Below are 19002 nucleotides of genomic sequence, written 5' to 3'. Positions count from 1 at the left end.
GCAAAAACCTGTTTATAAGGGTCGCTGCCGGCTTTTTACACGAAGTGTTTCACTTTGCCGGGAGAAGTTATATAATATAAAGGTTAAAAATATGTGTAGAGGTGACCAAGATGGAATTAGCAGAGATTCGTCATGAGTTAGAGAAAACAGCTAAAATTTTAGCGGACTTTAGGGGGTCTCTTTGACTTAGAAAACAAAGAGGCACGTATTGCAGAACTTGATAACGAGATGCTTCATCCTAGTTTTTGGGATGATCAACAAGCCGCACAAGTAGTGATCAATGAGTCCAATGCATTAAAAGAACAAGTCAATGAGTTCAATGATTTAAATGAGACGTTCGAGAATCTCGAATTAACATATGAATTAGTAAAAGAAGAAGCAGATGCAGAGCTACAAGAAGAGCTTGAAACGGAGATCGTCGCTTTATCTAAGCGTTTAGCTGATTTTGAGCTGCAATTGCTTTTAAGTGAAGAATACGATAAAAATAACGCGATTTTAGAACTTCATCCAGGTGCTGGTGGTACAGAGTCTCAGGACTGGGGTTCGATGTTATTACGTATGTACACTCGTTGGGCAGAGAAAAAAGGATTTAAAGTAGAAACATTAGATTACCTGCCAGGTGACGAAGCGGGAATTAAGAGCGTAACATTGTCTATTAAAGGACATAATGCATACGGCTATTTAAAAGCGGAGAAAGGCGTTCATCGACTCGTACGTATTTCGCCATTTGATTCTTCTGGCCGTCGCCATACTTCCTTCGTATCTTGTGAAGTAATGCCAGAATTCAACGATGAAATTGAAATTGATATCCGGACAGAGGATTTGAAAATTGATACGTACCGTGCCAGTGGAGCAGGTGGACAGCATATCAATACAACGGATTCAGCGGTAAGGATTACGCACTTACCGACAAATGTCGTTGTTACATGCCAGTCAGAACGTTCCCAAATTAAAAACCGCGAACAAGCAATGAAAATGTTGAAAGCGAAACTTTACCAAAAGAAAATCGAAGAACAAGAGCAAGAATTACTAGAGATCCGTGGAGAACAAAAAGAAATTGGTTGGGGAAGCCAAATTCGTTCCTACGTCTTCCACCCATACTCTATGGTCAAAGACCACCGTACAAACACCGAATCAGGCAATGTACAAGGCGTCATGGACGGAGACCTAGACATCTTCATCAACGCTTACCTACGCTCTAAATTGAGCTTAGGTGAATAAGAAGGAAAGCAGCGTCCGCAATGGAGGACGTTGCTTTTCTTATATTGGTGATAGTTTTATGTTGGAAACGAGGTTTGGTAAGTGGGGCAGAAGTGAGGGGGGATGAACGCTATGTGAAGCGGGGTTTGTGAGTCACTTGGAAAGAAGAAGGGGAATGAGAATGAGAGCTTTGTAAAGTGGATTAGTGAGCCGCTCAGCAGGAAAATTGGGAAAGAGAGCTTCGCAAATTGGAATTGTGAGTCACTCAGCAGGAAAAATGGAAATGAGGGCTTCGCAAATTGGATTAGTGAGTCACTCAGAAAGAGAACCGAAGCTGAGAGCTTCACAACCTGAATTAGCAAGTCGCTCAGAAAGAGAACCGAATATGAGAGCTTCGCAAACTGGATTAGTGAGTCACTCAGAAAGAAAACCGAAAAGGAGAGCTTCGCAAACTGGATTAGTGAGTCACTCAGAAAGAAAACCGAAAAGGAGAGCTTCGCAAACTGAAATAGCAAGTCACTCAGAAAGAAAACCGAAAAGGAGAGCTTCGCAAACTGGATTAGTAAGTCACTTAGCAGGAAAATTGGAAATGAGAGCTTCACAAACTGGATTAGTTAGTCACTCAGCAGGAAAATTGGAAATGAGAGCTTCACAAACTGGAATTGTGAGTCACTCAGAAAGAGAACCGAAAATGAGGACTTCACAAACAGGAATAGTAAGTCACTCAGAAAGAAAACCGAAAATGAGAGCTTCACAACCTGGAACTGTGAGTCACTCAGAAATAAAACCGAAGCTGAGAGCTTCACAAACAGGAATAGCAAGTCACTCAGCAAGAGAACCGAAAATGAGAGCTTCGCAAACAGGAATAGCAAGTCACTCAGAAAGAGAACTGAAAATGAGAGCTTCGCAAACTGGATTAGTAAGTCACTCAGCAGGAAAATTGGAAATGAGAGCTTCACAAACTGGATTAGTAAGTCACTCAGAAAGAGAACTGAAGCTGAGAGCTTCGCAAACTGGATTAGTAAGTCACTCAGCAGGAAAATTGGAAATGAGAGCTTCACAAACTGGAATTGTGAGTCACTCAGAAAGAAAACCGAAAATGAGAGGTTCGCAAACAGGAATAGTAAGTCACTCAGAAAGAGAACTGAAGCTGAGAGCTTCGCAAACAGGAATAGCAAGTCACTCAGAAAGAGAACTGAAGCTGAGAGCTTCACAAACTGAAATAGCAAGTCACTCAGAAAGAGAACCGAAGCTGAGAGCTTCACAAACAGAAATAGCAAGTCACTCAAAATGAAAATCAGAAGTGGAAGCACAGCTACCGTATCCCTTGAAAGGTTTTCACATCTATGTTGAGGACGAACAATTAGCGCATCCAGTCAAGAAGATTCCACAATGGAAAAAGGATTGAGTTTCTATACGAATTAGAATTATCCGGCTATTCATGGCTACAAAAAATCAAAAAATACAACTAGCTGAAACCAAGCAGCTCCCTTTAAAGTAAGCCTCTCCTTACACCCACCACATGTATCCCTAAAATAAATCTAAATAGAGAACGTATAGTCTTCCCGCATAATCCCATCCACCACAACTCATAATAAAATTTATATCTTTGTTTATTTACCCCTTTAACACAGTAGTTGAATGTCATTTACATAGGATAAAAGCCATGCTATACTCACTCTCTGAAAAGACAAAGGTGATGAAAAGATTGAATTGTGTGCATTTACTCGTAATTGAGACGATTTCTTATTGCCTCGTGTCCTTTAGCAAATGAACATCATATAAGACTTGGCACTAAGGAGGCATTTTACGTAAATGAATACTCAAAAAGTAAATAAAAAGAAACGAAAGACAGGATCAGGGAACTCAAAGCTAGTTGAATACGTATTCGTATTGATTGGATCGGCACTTGTCGCTATCAGTTTTAACTTATTCTTACTACCAAATGAAGTGGCCTCAGGGGGAGTAAGCGGGATTAGTACAATATTGAAGGCAATTACAGGATGGGAGCCAGCTTATGTGCAGTGGGCACTAAATATTCCCCTATTTATTGCTGGCGTCATATTATTAGGTGGATCATTCGGTATTAAAACATTAGTAGGAACCATATTCCTTCCTTTCGTCGTTTTCTTAACAAAAGACTTGGAGCCTTGGACTATGGATCCGCTACTTGCCTCTTTGTTCGGTTGTATCGGTGTCGGTTTGGGTCTAGGTATTACTTTCCGCGGGAAGGCATCTACAGGTGGGACTGACTTAGCAGCTCAGATTATTCATAAATATACGGGATTATCTCTCGGTGTATGTGTGGCACTTATTGATGGATTGATTGTGATAGCAGCTGCTGTAGTGTTTGATATTGAAAAAGGTTTATATGCATTAATTGGCCTATATGTAACGAGTAAAACCATTGATATAGTTCAGGTTGGCCTTGGTAGGAAAAAAATGGCGCTTATTATTACTAACCGTCAAGATGAAGTTCGTGATGGAATTTTGAATAAAATTGATAGAGGTGTGACAAAACTATCAGCATACGGTGGATATACAGATCATGAACGTCCTGTTTTAATGTGTGTGGTTGATCAGACAGAGTTCACGAAATTGAAACAACTGGTTCAATCAATTGACCCATCTGCTTTTATCATTGTTAGCGATGCTTCAGAGGTACTTGGAGAGGGTTTTAAACGGGCGTAATATTGGTATAATTTCACTGTAATCTGTAAATTTTCCTATAAAGGGAGGTAAATGTAATGAAGAAAAAGCTTTTATCAATTCTTTTCGGCTCAGCTCTTGTTTTTTCACTCGCTGCATGTGGTGGCAATGATGAGGCAGGTGAAGACACTGCAACAGATGATAATACGAGTGGTGAAGAGTCAACAGCAGATGCGGGAGATGCACAAAAACTGTATGACAATAACTGTATGAGTTGTCATGGTGGCGATCTTTCAGGGGGCGCTGGACCTGCGCTAGATAAAATCGGTGCTAACTACTCTGCTGATGAAATTCACGATATTATTATCAACGGTAAAGGTGCAATGCCTGGCGGACTCTTGAATGAAGAAGAAGCAAATACAGTTGCTGAATGGCTTGCAGCTAAAAAGTAATAAAAGAGAAAAATCGCGCTCACTCACAGCGCGTTTTTTCTTTGGGAAAAATAAAGAAAAATCGACAAATGTTACATTACCTTAGGGTGAAAAACGTCACTAGCATATCCAGTCAACAATAGAGCTGCTTACATAATATTAAACGGAAAATTGCGACAAAAGAAAGGTCTAATTATCTAATATTGGAAAATAATTCTATTATAATTCCTCAAAAGTAGACATATTTACCTATAATATTACTGTGTTGAAAAGAAAATGTAATAATTTTATGCGTTATTTTGACAATATATGATGTTATAATGGGTGAAGTAAACGTAAGAAATGTTGTTTGATCCCTCGAGTCAATGGTTTTTAGAAGAAGATGTCAGTTTATGTCGATTAAATGCATCTTTATCATTCACACACCGCAATTGCCCCGCCTAAGGAAAAGAAACCCACTTTAACTGATGATTATTTTATAAAAAATAATTGGGTTAGGCTTGCGCAATTTTTACTAAAAATAAACTCCGGATATAAGGTGATCTACATGTTAGAAATGAAAAATGTATATAAAAAATATAAAAATGGTGTTACTGCAACAAATGGCATTGACGTGAAGATCGACCAAGGTGAGTTTGTCTATATCGTTGGTCCAAGTGGTGCAGGTAAATCTACATTTATAAAAATGATGTATCGAGAAGAAAAGCCAACAAGCGGTACAATCACTTTAAATGGAATAGATATGGGTTCATTAAAGAACAGTAAAGTTCCACTCATTAGGCGTAATATCGGAGTTGTCTTCCAGGACTTTAAGTTGCTACCGAAGTTGAATGTATATGAAAATGTAGCGTATACACTTGAAGTTATTGAAGAGAATCCGAAAAATATAAAGAAAAAAGTAATGGATACATTAGATTTAGTTGGTTTGAAGCATAAGGTGCGCATGTTTCCAGATGAGCTTTCAGGTGGAGAGCAACAGCGTGTTTCCATCGCACGATCGATTGTCAATCAGCCTAAGTTGGTTATTGCCGATGAACCAACAGGAAACTTAGACCCTGATACATCTTGGGAAATCATGAATATCTTTGAGGAAATCAACACGAGAGGTACAACGGTTATCATGGCTACCCACAACAAAACGATCGTTAATACGATTAAGCATCGTGTCATTGCGATTGAGAGTGGCAGAATTGTCCGTGATGAGCAAAGAGGTGATTACGGATATGAAATCTAATACTTTTTTAAGGCATATAAGAGAAAGTTTCAAAAGCTTAGGTCGTAACGGTTGGATGACATTTGCTTCTGCAAGTGCCGTCACGGTTACATTGATTCTTGTTGGTGTATTCTTTGCCATTATGATGAACCTTAACCATATGGCTAGCAGTATTGAAAGTGATGTTGAGATTCGAGTTTATATTGACCGAACCGCAACAGAAGAAGATGCCACAGCATTAGAAGAGAAGATAGCTGCACTGCCGAAAGTTGATTCTGTGACATTCTCTGGGAAAGATGAAGAACTAGATAGTTTAATTAGTAGCTTAGGTGAAGAGGGAGAAGCGTTTAAGCTTTTCCAACAGGACAACCCATTAAATGATGTTTACGTTGTGCAAGCAAAAACACCAAATGATACGATTCCATTAGCTGAGGAAATCGATGAAATGGAATTCACTGCTAACGTGAATTATGGACAAGGAACGGTTGAGAATTTATTTTCTACCATTAACTTTGGCCGTAATATAGGCATTATTTTAATTGTTGGTTTATTATTTACTGCTATGTTCTTAATCTCAAACACGATTAAAATCACTATCGTTTCAAGACGTCACGAAATTGAGATTATGAGATTAGTTGGGGCAACAAATTCCTTTATACGCTGGCCATTCTTTTTAGAAGGGTTATGGCTAGGGTTACTCGGTTCGATTATTCCTGTCGCCGCTGTAGGTACAGCTTATTATTACTTTTATGATTACGTATCGCCAAAACTTCAAGGACATTTTATTCAACTGTTAGAGGTAACACCATTTGTTTATCAAGTAGGTGCGATTCTCATACTATTAGGCGCAATTATTGGCGTTTGGGGAAGTTTAATGTCTGTTCGTAAGTTTTTGAAAATATAAGGATGCTTGAGCTGAGTTGGCATGAGATGCTGACTTCAGCTCTTTATACATATTTGCCACGGGGAGAAACATACGAGAGGGGAAAATGAAATTGAAGAAAAAGATGGTTACATTATCTTTAGCCGCAATGATGAGTGTTGGAACGGTTACGGCAACATTGCCAACGAATGCTTTTGCCGATAAGCTTGGCGATTTAGAAAGTCAAAGTGAAGAACTTAAGAAAGAGCAATCTAATATTGATTCGCAGATTGATAAGTCTCAAAAAGAGATTGAAAGATTAGTAGGCGAACAAGAGGATGCTAAGACTGCTGTAGAAAGACTAACGAAAGAAATCTCAGATGCAGAAGCGCAAATAGATGAGAAAAACAAAGAAATTGAAGCAAAGAAAGCAGAAATTAAAAAGCTTGAACAAGAAATAGAAGATTTAAAAGAACGTATTAAACAAAGAAATGAACTTTTAAAAGACCGAGCACGTTCGATGCAAGAATCAGGTGGAACAGTTAATTACATAGACGTATTACTTGGCGCACAAAGTTTCAGTGATTTTATTGGACGAGTTGGTGCAGTAGCAACAATTGTTGAAGCTGACCAAGAGATTGTAAGACAGCAAGAAGAAGATAAGAAATCACTAGAACAAAAACAAGCAAAAGTAAAAGAAGATTTAGCTTCGCTTGAAGGTATGCGTAAAGAATTAGAAAAAATGAAAGCAAATCTTGATAACCAGAAAAAAGAGAAGGCTAATCTTATTACAATCTTAAAAGAAGAAGAGGACCATCATCACGCTGAAAAAATAAGTGGTGAAGAAGAAAAAGAATTATTAGCTGCACAAGAGAAAGCTGTTGCAAAAGCAATACAGGCAGAAAAAGATCGTCAAGCTGAAGCAGCACGAAAAGCTGAAGAAGCGAGACAAGCCGAACTCGCAAGACAGGCGGAAGCAAAAAAAGCAGCTGAAGCAGCCAAATCAGCAAAACAAAATGCAGGTACAACTAGCAGTTCCGGCAACAGTGGTTCCGATAGTTCTTCAGAATCTAGTGGTGGACAAGAACAAGTACAAACACCACCTCCGTCAAGTGGAGATTGGATTCGTCCTTCAGCAGGTGTATTAACTTCAGGTTTAGGACAAAGATGGGGCTCATACCATGCTGGAATTGATCTAGCAGCTGCAGGAACAGTGCCTATTTATGCCGCAGCTGATGGTGTGGTCATTCAATCTTACCATTCATCTAGCTATGGTGAAGTCGTGTTTATTGCACATTCTATTAATGGACAAACGTATACAACGGTTTATGCACATATGAGAAGTGGCTCAAGATCTGTTAGTAATGGCCAAACGGTTTCACAAGGTCAACAAATTGGTTTAATGGGTAATACAGGACAATCGACAGGACAACATTTACACTTTGAATTGCATAAAGGTGGTTGGAACCAATCGAAATCCAACGCAATTAACCCAGTTGGAATTGTACCATTGTAAGAGAGGAGCTTTTAAAGCTTCTCTTTTTTCTTTTACCCATCGTACGATATATAAAACAATTTTAGCATAAAAATGGCTCTTTTGATACCTCGATCGAGGTGAAAAAGAGTCATTTTTCACTTTTTTGGATATTTAAAGACTTGTGTTGCCTTTTTTAAGAACAGGTAGGATATGACATCGAGCTTTCTTGGCTAACTTTATGGTTAAACAATTTCACAATCATAACTCGTCCTATTCATTCATATATTGATGAAAGAGCCACAGTTGCTTAAAGAAGGGACGGCGGTTAAGTGGGCAAAAAGAAAGTAGTCATATTAATGGTCATATCATTACTTGTGGGCGCGATAGGTTCCTATGCAGGCTTTCAATTAAAGTTAAATATATCGCAAACAAAACAGCTAGAAGAAATGGGAGGTAGTCAACAGCTTGCATCTGATTTGGAGAAAATGAACGCGGCTTATCAGCTCATTTACAAAAATTATGTTGAAGAAGTTGATGCACATAAGTTAACAGAAGGCGCGATTCAAGGGATGCTTACCACGTTAAATGATGATTATTCCGTTTATATGGATGAAAGTACAGCAAAACAATTTAGTGAAACACTCGATTCTTCATTTGAAGGAATTGGAGCCGAGGTTAGTTTAGTAGATGGTAAGATCATTATTGTATCTCCAGTAAAAAATTCACCAGCAGAGCAAGCTGGTTTGAAACCAAATGACCAAATCATCAAGATTGATGATGAGAGTGTTGAAGGCTTTAATTTATTGCAAGCGACCTTAAAGATAAAAGGAAAAAAAGGGACAAAAGTCAAATTGACCATTATGAGAGAAGGTTTGCAAAACCCGTTAGAAATAGAAATTGTTCGGGCAGAAATACCTCATATTACAGTCAATTCTGAAGTTATAATGCACGACAATGAAAAAGTTGGCTATGTTGAGATTACTTCTTTTGCAACAGATACAGCTAAGGAATTTAAGATTGCTCTCAAGGACCTAGAAGAACAGGGAATGGACAGTTTGTTAATTGATGTACGAAATAACCCTGGTGGACTATTAAAAGTAGTTGACGAAATATTGGAAGAGTTGGTTACGAAGGATAAACCATATGTGCAGATAGAACAAAGAAACGGTGAAAGAATGATGAATTTCTCTCCTTTAGAAGAGAAGAAATCGTACCCTATCGGCGTTCTTATTGATAAGGGTAGTGCATCTGCCTCAGAAATATTAGCAGCAGCCCTCAAAGAAGCAGGTGATTATCCGTTAATTGGTACACAAACATTTGGTAAAGGAACAGTTCAACAACCTGTTCCAATGGGGGATGGCAGTAATATTAAATTGACCTTATATAAATGGCTTACACCTGACGGAAATTGGATTCATAAAAAAGGTGTCGCACCTACTTATGAAGTAAAACAATCTGAACTGTATGAGACTCACCCGATCCAAGTGGAGAAAACGTTAAAAACGGACATGAATAATGATCAAGTGAAGAATGCGCAATTCATATTAAAAAGCTTAGGTTATGCACCTGGTCGAGAGGATGGCTATTATAGTGCTGCAACTGCAACAGCAGTTAGAGCGTTTCAACATGCGGCCGGACTAACAGCAAACGGACAAATTGATGAAAAAACAGCCGAATCTCTTGAGAAAGAAGTCATTAAGCAAAGAAATAACCAGGACAATGATATGCAATTACAAACAGGCTTGCGTATTATGGCAAACCAATAGTGTTTACTCTATATATCAAAGCCGGACAAACTCAATGTTTGTTCGGCTTTTTAATGTGAGGTTGATGAAAAGGCTCCGGAATAAATGGTAAAATAGGGGAAATGTAGCAAATATAGAAGTGCCTGTATATGATGGATGAACGAAAGCGAAAATCATCGCTTTTTGGGAATTGCGAATTACTCAAATATAAAAAGGTAATAGCGTTAGCGTGTCTTCAAGTTAAAAAACAGAAACGAGAAACAGCTCGGAAACTGCGCGATAGAAGAAACCCTTCTCCCATACGAAAGTAAATTCTAGCGGAAAGAGATTTTCTCTCACTATTTGTCTATATTTTGAATATCGGACACCTATTCCTTGTCATCACTTCTATTATAAGAAAATGTATTTACAAGTAGGAAGAAGACAATGGGTTGGCTATGTTTTTAAAGGGATATTTGGTAGAATATAGTCAGATTAGTAGATTAGATTAATGGTAGAGGTTGGTGGGAAGCTTGGCTGAGGCTTGGGCAATAGAGTTATTCAAGGGGTTAGGAAGGTTATTTCTAAACCCGGTCTTTTATTTAGTATTTCTAGCAGCTGCTTATTACGGTATACAAAGAGTCAACAGGGAAAGACAGCATTTCTTAGTCCGTGCTGAAAATGCCTATTTTGAGCTGAAGCAATTATTGCCTTTAGGGTTCATTCTTGGTGTTTCTCTTTCCCTTATTACCGTACTAGCTGGTTTAACTGTTCCTATTGAGTTACTTGTTTTTGCAACTGTTGCAACAATTATCTTGATGCTGACTCCAAAAGCAAGATGGGCGACACCGGCTTATACGGTAAGTATTGGTTTTATTCTTACCTTCTTTGCATTAGAACAGAACTGGCCACTGCCTGCCTTCATCTCATCACAAGTGGAAGGCGTAGAGTACCTACTGCCAGCTGCCGCAATGATCATTGCCTTGCTTGTGATTGCTGAAGGAATAATGATCACCATCAATGGTCCAAAAGGGACGTCTCCAAGACTAATGAAGAGTCGCCGTGGTCAGGTTGTGGGTATGCATGAAGCAAAAAGAATGTGGCTTTTACCACTGTTTTTACTAATACCTGGTGACGCCATTAGTTTGGACTCAACATGGTGGCCATTATTTTCAATTGGAGATCAATCTTATGCTTTAGTAGCTGTTCCTTTCGCTATTGGTTTTCAACAACAAATCCAAAGCAAATTTCCGGCTGTAGCCGTCGCAGCTTATGGAAAAAAAGTAATCTTCTTTGGTGCATTGCTGCTCATTATTGCCAGTGGCGCATTTGTTTATCCAATTGTAAGCTTAGCGATACCAGTACTAGCAATAGTAGGGAGAGAGTGGTTAAATTATCGCCAACGATCTGTAGATGCAAAGGCGGCGTTTTACTTTGCTAAAAAGAATGATGGTTTAATGATTATTGGTGTTGTTCCTCATTCACCAGCAGACAAAATGGGATTAAAAGTAGGAGAAACTGTTCTTAAAGTGAATGGTTTGCAAGTGAATGACGAAAAGGGATTTTATCAAGCATTGCAAAAAAATGCAGCTCATTGCAAACTTGAAGTCATTGACACCAATAATGAAAACCGATTTGTGCAAAGGGCACTTTATAAAACAGATCATCATGAATTAGGTATTCTCTTTATTAAAGAGGAATTTAAGAAAAGTCACCAAGTAGTTTAATATTTTTACCGGTTGTCTCTATGGGGCAATCGGTTTTTTTATTCAATAGATTGTGAAAAGAACATGTCCTTGATTCATTCTATTTATATTCCTAATTTGAGGAAATTAATATAAAATATAACAAAATTCAGATAACTTGTGTTAAGTTAATCAAAAGGAGGTATTTCATTGACCCATTCGATTTTAATTAAAAATATGTCTTTTCAGTATCATTCAATGGATAAAAGGATTTTTAGTGATGTGAATGTAAGTATTGATGAGCACTGGAAGCTTGCGCTGCTAGGGCGTAATGGTCGCGGAAAAACGACATTTATGAACATTTTAACAAATAAACTTCAATATAGAGGGACGATTCAAACGCCACTGACATTTAAATATTTCCCTGCCTTTCCACTACAAGAGGAGAATTTAACAGTATTAGAGTTATTGCTTAAAGAAAACCCTAATGTTGACCGGTGGAGAATTGATTATGAATTATCACTCATCGGATTACCACCTCATATTAGTCAAAGAAAGTTCCATCAATTAAGTGGTGGGGAACAAGTGAGAGTGTTACTTGTAGAGCTATTCTTAAATGAGGATGCTTTTCCTTTAATTGATGAACCGACAAATAATCTTGATAAAGAGGGACGTAACATGATTGGGAATTATTTGAGAATGAAAGAAGGGTTTATTGTAATTAGTCATGATGAATCCTTTTTAAACCAATTCGTCGATTATGTGTTAGCAATTGAAAAGCAGTCGCTCACCTTAATTAAGGGAAATGTGGATGTGTGGCGAAGAGAGAAAGAGCATGCGGATCAGCTTGCTGAATCTAGAAATAGTAAGTTAAAGTCAGAAATCAAACGGTTAAATGAAGTATCTGGTAAGGTAAACCAATGGGGAATGAAGCGAGAAAACAGCACAAAGGATGCGTCGGAAAGACGTTTAGCCGCGAAACAAATGAAAAGGGCAAAGGCAATAAAAAAACGCACAGAAGCGATGGTTTCTGAAAAAGAAGGACTTATCGATAATCGGGAGAGGGTCTCACAATTGAAAATGCTTGTGAAACAACCTGAAAAGCAAGTTTTATACTTCCGTGATTTTTCGATATTAAGAGACGGAACCCCCTTATTCCAACCAATTTCCATCGATATGTATCCTAATGATCGCTTATTTATTGAAGGGAGTAATGGTGTCGGGAAGTCAACACTACTCCAATTTATATTAGGGGTAAAGTATTTAGAGACAGTAGGGGAGTATCGCATTCATTTACCGCGAAAGATATCCATTTTAAATCAAAAAAATGAGCAAGATGTAGATTATGCTTCTTATTTACAACAATTGACTATAAAAGAAGAAAAACAAGCTTTTTGGCATTTGCTGTATCAGTTAGGCATAGATAGACACAGTTTCACTGATACATCTAGTCAGCATTGGAGTGCTGGCGAGCAGAAGAAAGTATTTTTAGCTCATGCTTTATTAGGGGAAAATAATTTATTTATATGGGATGAAGTCACCAATTACTTAGACATATTTGTCATTCAGCAATTAGTTGAGACGATTAAGGTGTATCAGCCGACGATGATTGCAGTTGATCATAATGAATCTTACATAAATGCAATTGCAACAAAGACGATATCATTAATTCCCTACGAATAGAGGTTCTTGTATCATGTTATAGGCAATATATTATCAAGAGAAGAAGCGGATAGGAAAAAAACAATGCAGTTATTGCTATTTATCTATCGACAGCGAATCGTTTATATCGTATGTATTAATAGAAGTTAGCAATATTTCTTTTTATTCAAACGGAATATGTTTGTTGTCTAGGCCAGTCGGGGTGAAGAAAAATGTCTCTGTTTTCACAAGGTAAAAACCGGATCTTAAAATGTCGAGAAAGTCATTTGAAAAAGATGCACCAGCAATATGAGTACGTCCTTTACCTATTGAAAACTTTGCTAGAAGATAAGGATGCTACCGATGCTACCTATTCTAAAAGCAGTAAAACGACTTAGTTATTTAGTTTTTTCTACCTATATTAGAAGAGCAAGTGCACTAGAATGAACACTATGGTTAGAAATTTAAAAAAATTTGAAAATGGGATTGACATTAGTTTGAATTCGAGATATTATTATCTCATATTCAAGATAATTAAATTAAAGATAAAAAGTGAGGCGATGAAAATGGTTCATAAGAAGACATTAGATTCATTCGCTTGCTTAATGCAAACCAACAGATACATGCAAGATCAGATGAAAGACTGGTTACACAAATATAAGCTCACCTTTACAGAGTATTCCGTACTCCAAGTGCTGCATCAAAAGGGGAGGCAATCGGTCCAGCAAATTAGTAAAAGCGTTTGGTTAACGAGCGGCAGTATGACTTATGTGATTGACCGCTTGCAAGAAAAGGGCTATTTATCTAGAAGTGATTGCAAAGAGGATCGCCGGGTTGTTTTTGTAACTATAACAAATGCGGGGAAGGAATTAATGGATCTAATCAGTCCATACTTATTAGAACAGATTTCAACCTTATTTCAACAAACAACTGAAGAAGAACAACAATTATTAATTCATATTCTTCATAAAATAACACAAAATAAACTAACTCACACCTAATATCTCAATTTCGAGATACTTGAAGGTTAGGGACATGGAAGGATGTTCAAAATGGAAAAACAAACGATGGGAATTCATCACATTACAGCTATTGTCGGCCATCCACAGGAAAATGTTGATTTTTATGCTGGTATTTTAGGTTTACGTCTTGTTAAAAAAACAGTTAACTTTGATGACCCAGGAACGTATCATCTTTATTTCGGTGATGAGGGAGGTAAACCAGGTACAATTATTACTTTCTTTCCATGGGCAGATGCGTACCCTGGCATCATTGGTGATGGGCAAGTGGGAATTACTGCATATGCTGTTCCATCTGGCGCCCTACCATTTTGGGAGGAACGCTTAACGAGTAAAGGCATTTCTTTTGAAAAACAAGTACGTTTTGGCGAACAAGTACTAAGCTTCGATGATCCACATGGCTTACATTTAGAGCTTGTTGAAAGAGAAGCTGGGGACGAGAATACTTGGACATTTAATGGGATAACTCCGGATGTGGCGATTAAAGGTTTCGCCGGGGCTGTTCTTTATTCTAGCAATGGTGGAAAAACAGGTGAGCTAATTGAAACAATGGGTTTAACCAAAGTGGCTGAAGAAGGAGTATTCGTCAGATATCAATCAAAAAGCGATATAGGTAATATTGTCGATGTAAAGATAACAAGCTCTGGAAAAGGAAGAATGGGTGTAGGAACTGTCCACCACATTGCATGGCGCGCAGCAGATGATGCTGACCAATTAGATTGGAAGAAATATATTGAAAGCTTTGGTTATGGTGTCACACCCGTGCAAGACAGAAACTATTTTAATGCGATTTACTTCAGAGAATACGGCGACATTCTTTTTGAAATTGCTACTGATCCGCCAGGTTTTGCTCATGATGAAAGTCAGGAAACGATGGGAACAGAATTAATGCTTCCTGAGCAATATGAAAAATACCGTGGACAATTACAGAGAAGGTTAATTCCGATTGATGTGAGGGAAGTGTAATTGCAAAAGGAGGAGTTACGCAATGGTAAGTATTGATCCAAACGCGCAAACGGAGAGGGAGAATTACAAATTATTGATCGGCAGTATTATCCCGAGGCCGATTGCCTTCGTCACTTCACAATCAAACACTGGTGTGATGAATGGTGCACCATTTAGTTTCTTTAATATTGTGTCTTCTAATCCGCCGATGATTGCTGTTTCAGTAGCAAGAAGAGCGGGTGAGATGAAAGATACTGCTAAAAATGTGTGTGATACGAAGGAGTTTGTCGTTCATATTGTTGATGAGTCGAATGTTACGCAAATTAATGAAACAGCGGCTACTGTCTCACCAAATGTGGATGAATTAAAGCTCAGTGGATTAGAGACAATTTCAAGTACAGTTGTCAATGTACCAGGAATCGTGAAAGCGAAAGTGAGGATGGAATGTCAGCTTGCTCATCATATTGAACTTGAAGGGAATGCTGATCTTCTTATCGGTAAAGTTGTCTACTTCCATTTCGATAATGAAATTTATGAAGCGGGCAAAATCAACGCTGAGAATTTAGGGGCAATCAGTCGCTTGGCTGGAAATGATTATGCGAAAGTAGGAGAAGTATTTACAATGGTTCGACCGAAATAATGGAGGGAATTTACATGAAACATATTTTTGAAAAGGGTAGTGACACATCAAAACCAACCCTATTATTACTTCATGGTACAGGGGGAAATGAGCTAGACCTTCTACCGTTAGCTGGCAAAATAGATGAAAGTGCATCAGTGCTAAGCGTTCGAGGTAATGTGCTTGAAAATGGAATGCCGCGCTTTTTTAGAAGGTTAGCAGAAGGGGTCTTTGATGAGGAGGATTTAATCTTTCGTACGAAAGAGCTTTATCAATTTTTAGATGAAGCAGCTGACAAATATGGTTTTGACCGCCATAATATCGTCGCTTTAGGATATTCAAATGGTGCTAATATTGCGGCAAGTATGATGTTCCATTATAAAGATGCTGTGAAAGCAGCAATCTTACACCATCCAATGGTACCAAGAAGAGGTATAGAATTGCCTGATTTAACAGGACAAAAGGTGTTCATTGGAGCAGGGACAAATGATCCGATTTGTTCACCCGAAGAATCTGAAGAGTTAAAGAGATTATTAGAAAAAGCGGGAGCCGATGTTCATCTTCATTGGGAACATATGGGACATCAGCTTTCATTCAAAGAAGTTGAAGAAGCAGCAAAATGGTTTAAAGCCAGCATCTAAGAAATGGGGAGAAACAATATGGGCTTTTTAAATAAATTATTCAATAAAAATAATCCACATCCTAAGGAGGAAATGAAAATGGAAAAATTAAATATCGGTATTATTTTAGGAAGTACAAGAGAAGGTCGTGTAAGTCCACAAGTAGGTCAATGGGTGAAAGAAATAGCTGATGCACGTGGGGATGCAAATTATGAAATTATTGATATTGCTGACTTTCATCTTCCGTTCCTTGGTACAACAGATGGCACAGAGCCTGGTATTGCAGCATGGGGAGATAAATTAGATAGTATGGATGGGTTTGTGTTTATCGTACAGGAATACAACCATAGTATTAGTGGTGCTTTGAAAAATGCGATCGACTTTGCTCGCGATCAATGGGCGAATAAAGCAGCAGGTATTGTCAGTTATGGATCTACTGGTGGTGCCCGTGCGGCAGAACATCTACGTGGCATTTTAGGCGAGCTACAAGTCGCAGATGTACGCACACATCCAACACTTTCCCTTTTTACTGATTTCGTAAATGGTAATGAATTTAAGCCTCAGGACTTACACCAAGCAAATATGAAAATGATGCTTGATCAAGTGCTAGCATGGAGCGGTGCATTAAAAACATTAAGATAAGTTTAATGTATAGAGCTGAAAGGAATAGAAACAATATAGATGTATGTGAGATATCAAGGAGGATTCTATTCAAATGAGTATTAAATTAGCAGTCATTTATTATAGTTCAACAGGTACCAACTACCAAATGGCACAGTGGGCAGAACAAGGGGCAAAAGAAGCCGGCGCTGAAGTGAAGTTGTTAAAGATTCCTGAAACAGCACCTGAAGCAGCCATCGATTCCAATCCTGCATGGCGTGCCAATGCTGATGCTACGAAAGATGTACCAGAAGTTACACTTGCTGACCTTGAATGGGCAGACGCGATTGTTTTTAGTTTCCCAACTCGTTTTGGTAACATTGCTTCACAAGTGCAAGCTTTTATTGATACTGCTGGGGGCCTTTGGGCACAAGGCAAACTTGCGAACAAAGTAGTGAGTGCAATGAGCTCTGCTTCTAATCCTCACGGAGGTCAAGAAGCAACCCTTCTTTCATTTTATACAACTATGTTCCATTGGGGCGCGATTGTTGCCGCACCGGGCTTCACTGACCCAAGCATATTTGCTGGTGGCGGAAATCCTTACGGCGCAAGTTCAACTCAAGGACAAGATGGTAAAATCGTTGAAGATAATGAAGCAGCAGTTAAACATCAAGCCAAACGTACGGCAACTGTTGCTGAATGGATTCAAAAAGGCCAAGAATAATCATGCTTTAAAAAGGTATTTTAGGGAGACTCCTAAGATACCTTTTTTTAACTTGGGGATATAAGTGAAATTTTCTATCTAGTTGCCATGTCGTTGTGTGAATGGATAAAAGGATTTCCTTAACACATGGCTGATTATATAAATATCTGTTGGTTAAAATAACCAAAAGGAAATATTTGTCGAAAAAAATTCACGGAAAATATCCTTATGAGGCGACATTTTGTGGTGGAATGCATTACAATAATACATACAAATAAATCCTAGTGGTTTTACTTTTTTGGAAAAAGGGAACTACGAATGAAAATGTAGTCTATAGAGAAAAATTTATTTTTTGGGAAAAGGTGAGAATGTGAACAAGAAGAAATTCCAGTACTGGTCTCTTCAAATTCTAATTATTGTATCCGTCATTTTTGTAGCTTCAAAAATTTCTTTTTTATTTGAACCGATTGGAATCTTTTTTTCCACGTTGTTCTTCCCTATTATTATCTCGGGGTTCTTATTCTTCATTTTAAATCCATTTGTGCATTTAATTGAAAAAGCAAAAATTCCTAAGATATTATCGATCATATTACTATTTGCAATTGTTGCTGGATTGCTGGTGCTTGTCGTTAGTATTTTTGTACCAAAAATTTCAGCCCAATTGGCAGGGTTATTAAATGAACTACCTACCTATGTTAAACAAACAGAACAGTTCTTTAACAACTTCTCGCAATCTGAGGGTTATCGCTGGTTAATGAATCAAGATTATGTAACACAAGAAGAAATAATGGGTTATTTAGTTGATTATGCTAATCAACTTCCACAAAGGATTACGAATGGTCTCAGCGATTTAGTTGGATTAGTTGCAAATATAGCCATTACGATTATTACTGTACCATTCCTTTTATTCTTTATGTTAAAAGACGGGGAGAAGTTCCCACCTGCACTAGGGAAGTTTGTTCCCAAAAGTTATCGTGCTGAAGCAATTGATACATTAAAAGAAACAGGTAAAACTCTTTCTTCCTATATTCAAGGTCAGATTACGGTCGCATTATTCGTCGGGACAGCGTCTTTTATCGGTTTCTTAATTATTGACCTACCATACGCAATTGTTTTGGCATTAATTATTTCAGTAACGAATATTATTCCTTATGTTGGACCATTTATTGGTGGTGCACCGGCGGTTATAGTTGGGCTATTTGAATCACCTACGATGGCGATTTTAGCAATAATAGTCATCGTCGCCGCACAACAATTAGAAGGTAATTTAATTTCACCATTAATTTTAGGGAAAACATTAAATACCCATCCAGCAACAATCATTATTATCTTATTGGTAGCAGGAAACTTAGCTGGTATATTAGGCATGTTACTTGCTGTACCAACATACGCCGTTGGGAAAACCATTGTATTAAGCGGTGTTCAATTTATAAAAGCAAGGAAAATGGCAAAAGAGATGGAAGCTGAAAAAGGTCCGCATCCAGCAGATATATAAATGAGTAGAACCCCATCAAAGTGAACTGCACCCCAATTGTTAGACACTATCTACAACTATTGGAGGTGCAGTTTTTTTGTCCAAATTTACTGCGGAAATGAAGCTACAAGCCGTGACTC

17 protein-coding genes are annotated in these 19002 nt (G+C 38.0%); all 17 read left to right on the top strand.

The window, feature by feature from the left end; translation table 11 throughout:
- Positions 1-110 precede the first annotated feature (110 nt).
- The 17 genes from prfB (at position 111) to U9M49_RS09840 (ending at position 18883) form a co-directional block, all read left to right on the top strand.
- Positions 111-1221 (top strand): peptide chain release factor 2 gene (prfB, locus tag U9M49_RS09920; protein ID WP_157733891.1). Its coding sequence is split into 2 segments (ribosomal slippage): positions 111-182 and positions 184-1221, totalling 1110 coding nucleotides; the frame shifts between segments, so codons are not numbered across the junction.
- Between the two features lie 184 nt (positions 1222-1405).
- Complete coding sequence (locus tag U9M49_RS09915) at positions 1406-2494, top strand: hypothetical protein (RefSeq protein WP_322909695.1); 1089 nt, start codon at positions 1406-1408, stop codon at positions 2492-2494.
- A 521-nt stretch (positions 2495-3015) separates the two neighbouring features.
- The gene (locus U9M49_RS09910) at positions 3016-3891 is read left to right on the top strand and encodes a YitT family protein (RefSeq protein WP_095371852.1); all 876 of its coding nucleotides are present in this window, start codon (positions 3016-3018) and stop codon (positions 3889-3891) included.
- Between the two features lie 56 nt (positions 3892-3947).
- Complete coding sequence (gene cccB, locus U9M49_RS09905) at positions 3948-4301, top strand: cytochrome c551 (RefSeq protein ID WP_095371853.1); 354 nt, start codon at positions 3948-3950, stop codon at positions 4299-4301.
- A 526-nt stretch (positions 4302-4827) separates the two neighbouring features.
- A complete protein-coding gene (gene ftsE, locus U9M49_RS09900) occupies positions 4828-5514 on the top strand; it encodes a cell division ATP-binding protein FtsE (protein ID WP_095371854.1) in 687 nt (228 codons plus the stop codon).
- Positions 5504-6397 carry a permease-like cell division protein FtsX gene (gene ftsX / locus U9M49_RS09895; protein WP_322909694.1) on the top strand — a complete coding sequence of 298 codons (894 nt, stop codon included), beginning with the start codon at positions 5504-5506 and terminating at the stop codon, positions 6395-6397. Before ftsE ends, ftsX begins: the two co-directional genes overlap by 11 nt.
- Positions 6398-6488: 91 nt before the next feature.
- Positions 6489-7871, top strand: a complete 1383-nt coding sequence (locus U9M49_RS09890) for a murein hydrolase activator EnvC family protein (RefSeq protein WP_307318912.1) — start codon at positions 6489-6491, stop codon at positions 7869-7871.
- A gap of 290 nt (positions 7872-8161) precedes the next feature.
- The gene (locus U9M49_RS09885) at positions 8162-9598 is read left to right on the top strand and encodes a S41 family peptidase (RefSeq protein ID WP_180316931.1); all 1437 of its coding nucleotides are present in this window, start codon (positions 8162-8164) and stop codon (positions 9596-9598) included.
- 491 nt (positions 9599-10089) lie between these two features.
- Positions 10090-11283: a PDZ domain-containing protein gene (locus tag U9M49_RS09880; protein WP_322909693.1), complete on the top strand. Its 1194-nt coding sequence runs from the start codon at positions 10090-10092 to the stop codon at positions 11281-11283.
- A gap of 168 nt (positions 11284-11451) precedes the next feature.
- Entirely contained in the window at positions 11452-12924 is a 1473-nt protein-coding gene (locus U9M49_RS09875; protein WP_322909692.1) for an ATP-binding cassette domain-containing protein, read from the top strand.
- A 524-nt stretch (positions 12925-13448) separates the two neighbouring features.
- A complete protein-coding gene (locus U9M49_RS09870; protein ID WP_322909691.1) occupies positions 13449-13883 on the top strand; it encodes a MarR family transcriptional regulator in 435 nt (144 codons plus the stop codon).
- Positions 13884-13925: 42 nt separating this feature from the next.
- Positions 13926-14867, top strand: coding sequence for a ring-cleaving dioxygenase (locus tag U9M49_RS09865; RefSeq protein WP_157733894.1), 942 nt, complete (start codon positions 13926-13928; stop codon positions 14865-14867).
- Positions 14868-14889: 22 nt separating this feature from the next.
- A complete protein-coding gene (locus U9M49_RS09860) occupies positions 14890-15486 on the top strand; it encodes a flavin reductase family protein (protein WP_322909690.1) in 597 nt (198 codons plus the stop codon).
- 14 nt (positions 15487-15500) lie between these two features.
- Entirely contained in the window at positions 15501-16106 is a 606-nt protein-coding gene (locus U9M49_RS09855; protein ID WP_322909689.1) for an alpha/beta hydrolase, read from the top strand.
- 18 nt (positions 16107-16124) lie between these two features.
- Positions 16125-16727, top strand: a complete 603-nt coding sequence (locus U9M49_RS09850; protein ID WP_095371863.1) for an NADPH-dependent FMN reductase — start codon at positions 16125-16127, stop codon at positions 16725-16727.
- A gap of 73 nt (positions 16728-16800) precedes the next feature.
- Positions 16801-17409: an NAD(P)H:quinone oxidoreductase gene (gene wrbA, locus U9M49_RS09845; protein ID WP_095371864.1), complete on the top strand. Its 609-nt coding sequence runs from the start codon at positions 16801-16803 to the stop codon at positions 17407-17409.
- A 349-nt stretch (positions 17410-17758) separates the two neighbouring features.
- The gene (locus tag U9M49_RS09840; protein WP_095373600.1) at positions 17759-18883 is read left to right on the top strand and encodes an AI-2E family transporter; all 1125 of its coding nucleotides are present in this window, start codon (positions 17759-17761) and stop codon (positions 18881-18883) included.
- Positions 18884-19002: the final 119 nt, after the last annotated feature.

Origin of the sequence: Cytobacillus sp. OWB-43 (assembly GCF_034651445.1) — a bacterium.
Lineage (GTDB): Bacteria > Bacillota > Bacilli > Bacillales > Cytobacillaceae > Cytobacillus > Cytobacillus kochii.
Note: the sequence above shows the minus strand (reverse complement) of the source record. Positions and strands in the feature narration are given on the sequence as shown.

Coding starts and splice junctions, on each gene's coding strand:
- U9M49_RS09910 (WP_095371852.1), top strand. CDS start 3,016: ATGAATACTCAAAAAGTAAATAAAAAGAAACGAAAGACAGGATCAGGG.
- cccB (WP_095371853.1), top strand. CDS start 3,948: ATGAAGAAAAAGCTTTTATCAATTCTTTTCGGCTCAGCTCTTGTTTTT.
- ftsE (WP_095371854.1), top strand. CDS start 4,828: ATGTTAGAAATGAAAAATGTATATAAAAAATATAAAAATGGTGTTACT.
- ftsX (WP_322909694.1), top strand. CDS start 5,504: ATGAAATCTAATACTTTTTTAAGGCATATAAGAGAAAGTTTCAAAAGC.
- U9M49_RS09870 (WP_322909691.1), top strand. CDS start 13,449: ATGGTTCATAAGAAGACATTAGATTCATTCGCTTGCTTAATGCAAACC.
- U9M49_RS09865 (WP_157733894.1), top strand. CDS start 13,926: ATGTTCAAAATGGAAAAACAAACGATGGGAATTCATCACATTACAGCT.
- U9M49_RS09860 (WP_322909690.1), top strand. CDS start 14,890: ATGGTAAGTATTGATCCAAACGCGCAAACGGAGAGGGAGAATTACAAA.
- U9M49_RS09855 (WP_322909689.1), top strand. CDS start 15,501: ATGAAACATATTTTTGAAAAGGGTAGTGACACATCAAAACCAACCCTA.
- U9M49_RS09850 (WP_095371863.1), top strand. CDS start 16,125: ATGGGCTTTTTAAATAAATTATTCAATAAAAATAATCCACATCCTAAG.
- wrbA (WP_095371864.1), top strand. CDS start 16,801: ATGAGTATTAAATTAGCAGTCATTTATTATAGTTCAACAGGTACCAAC.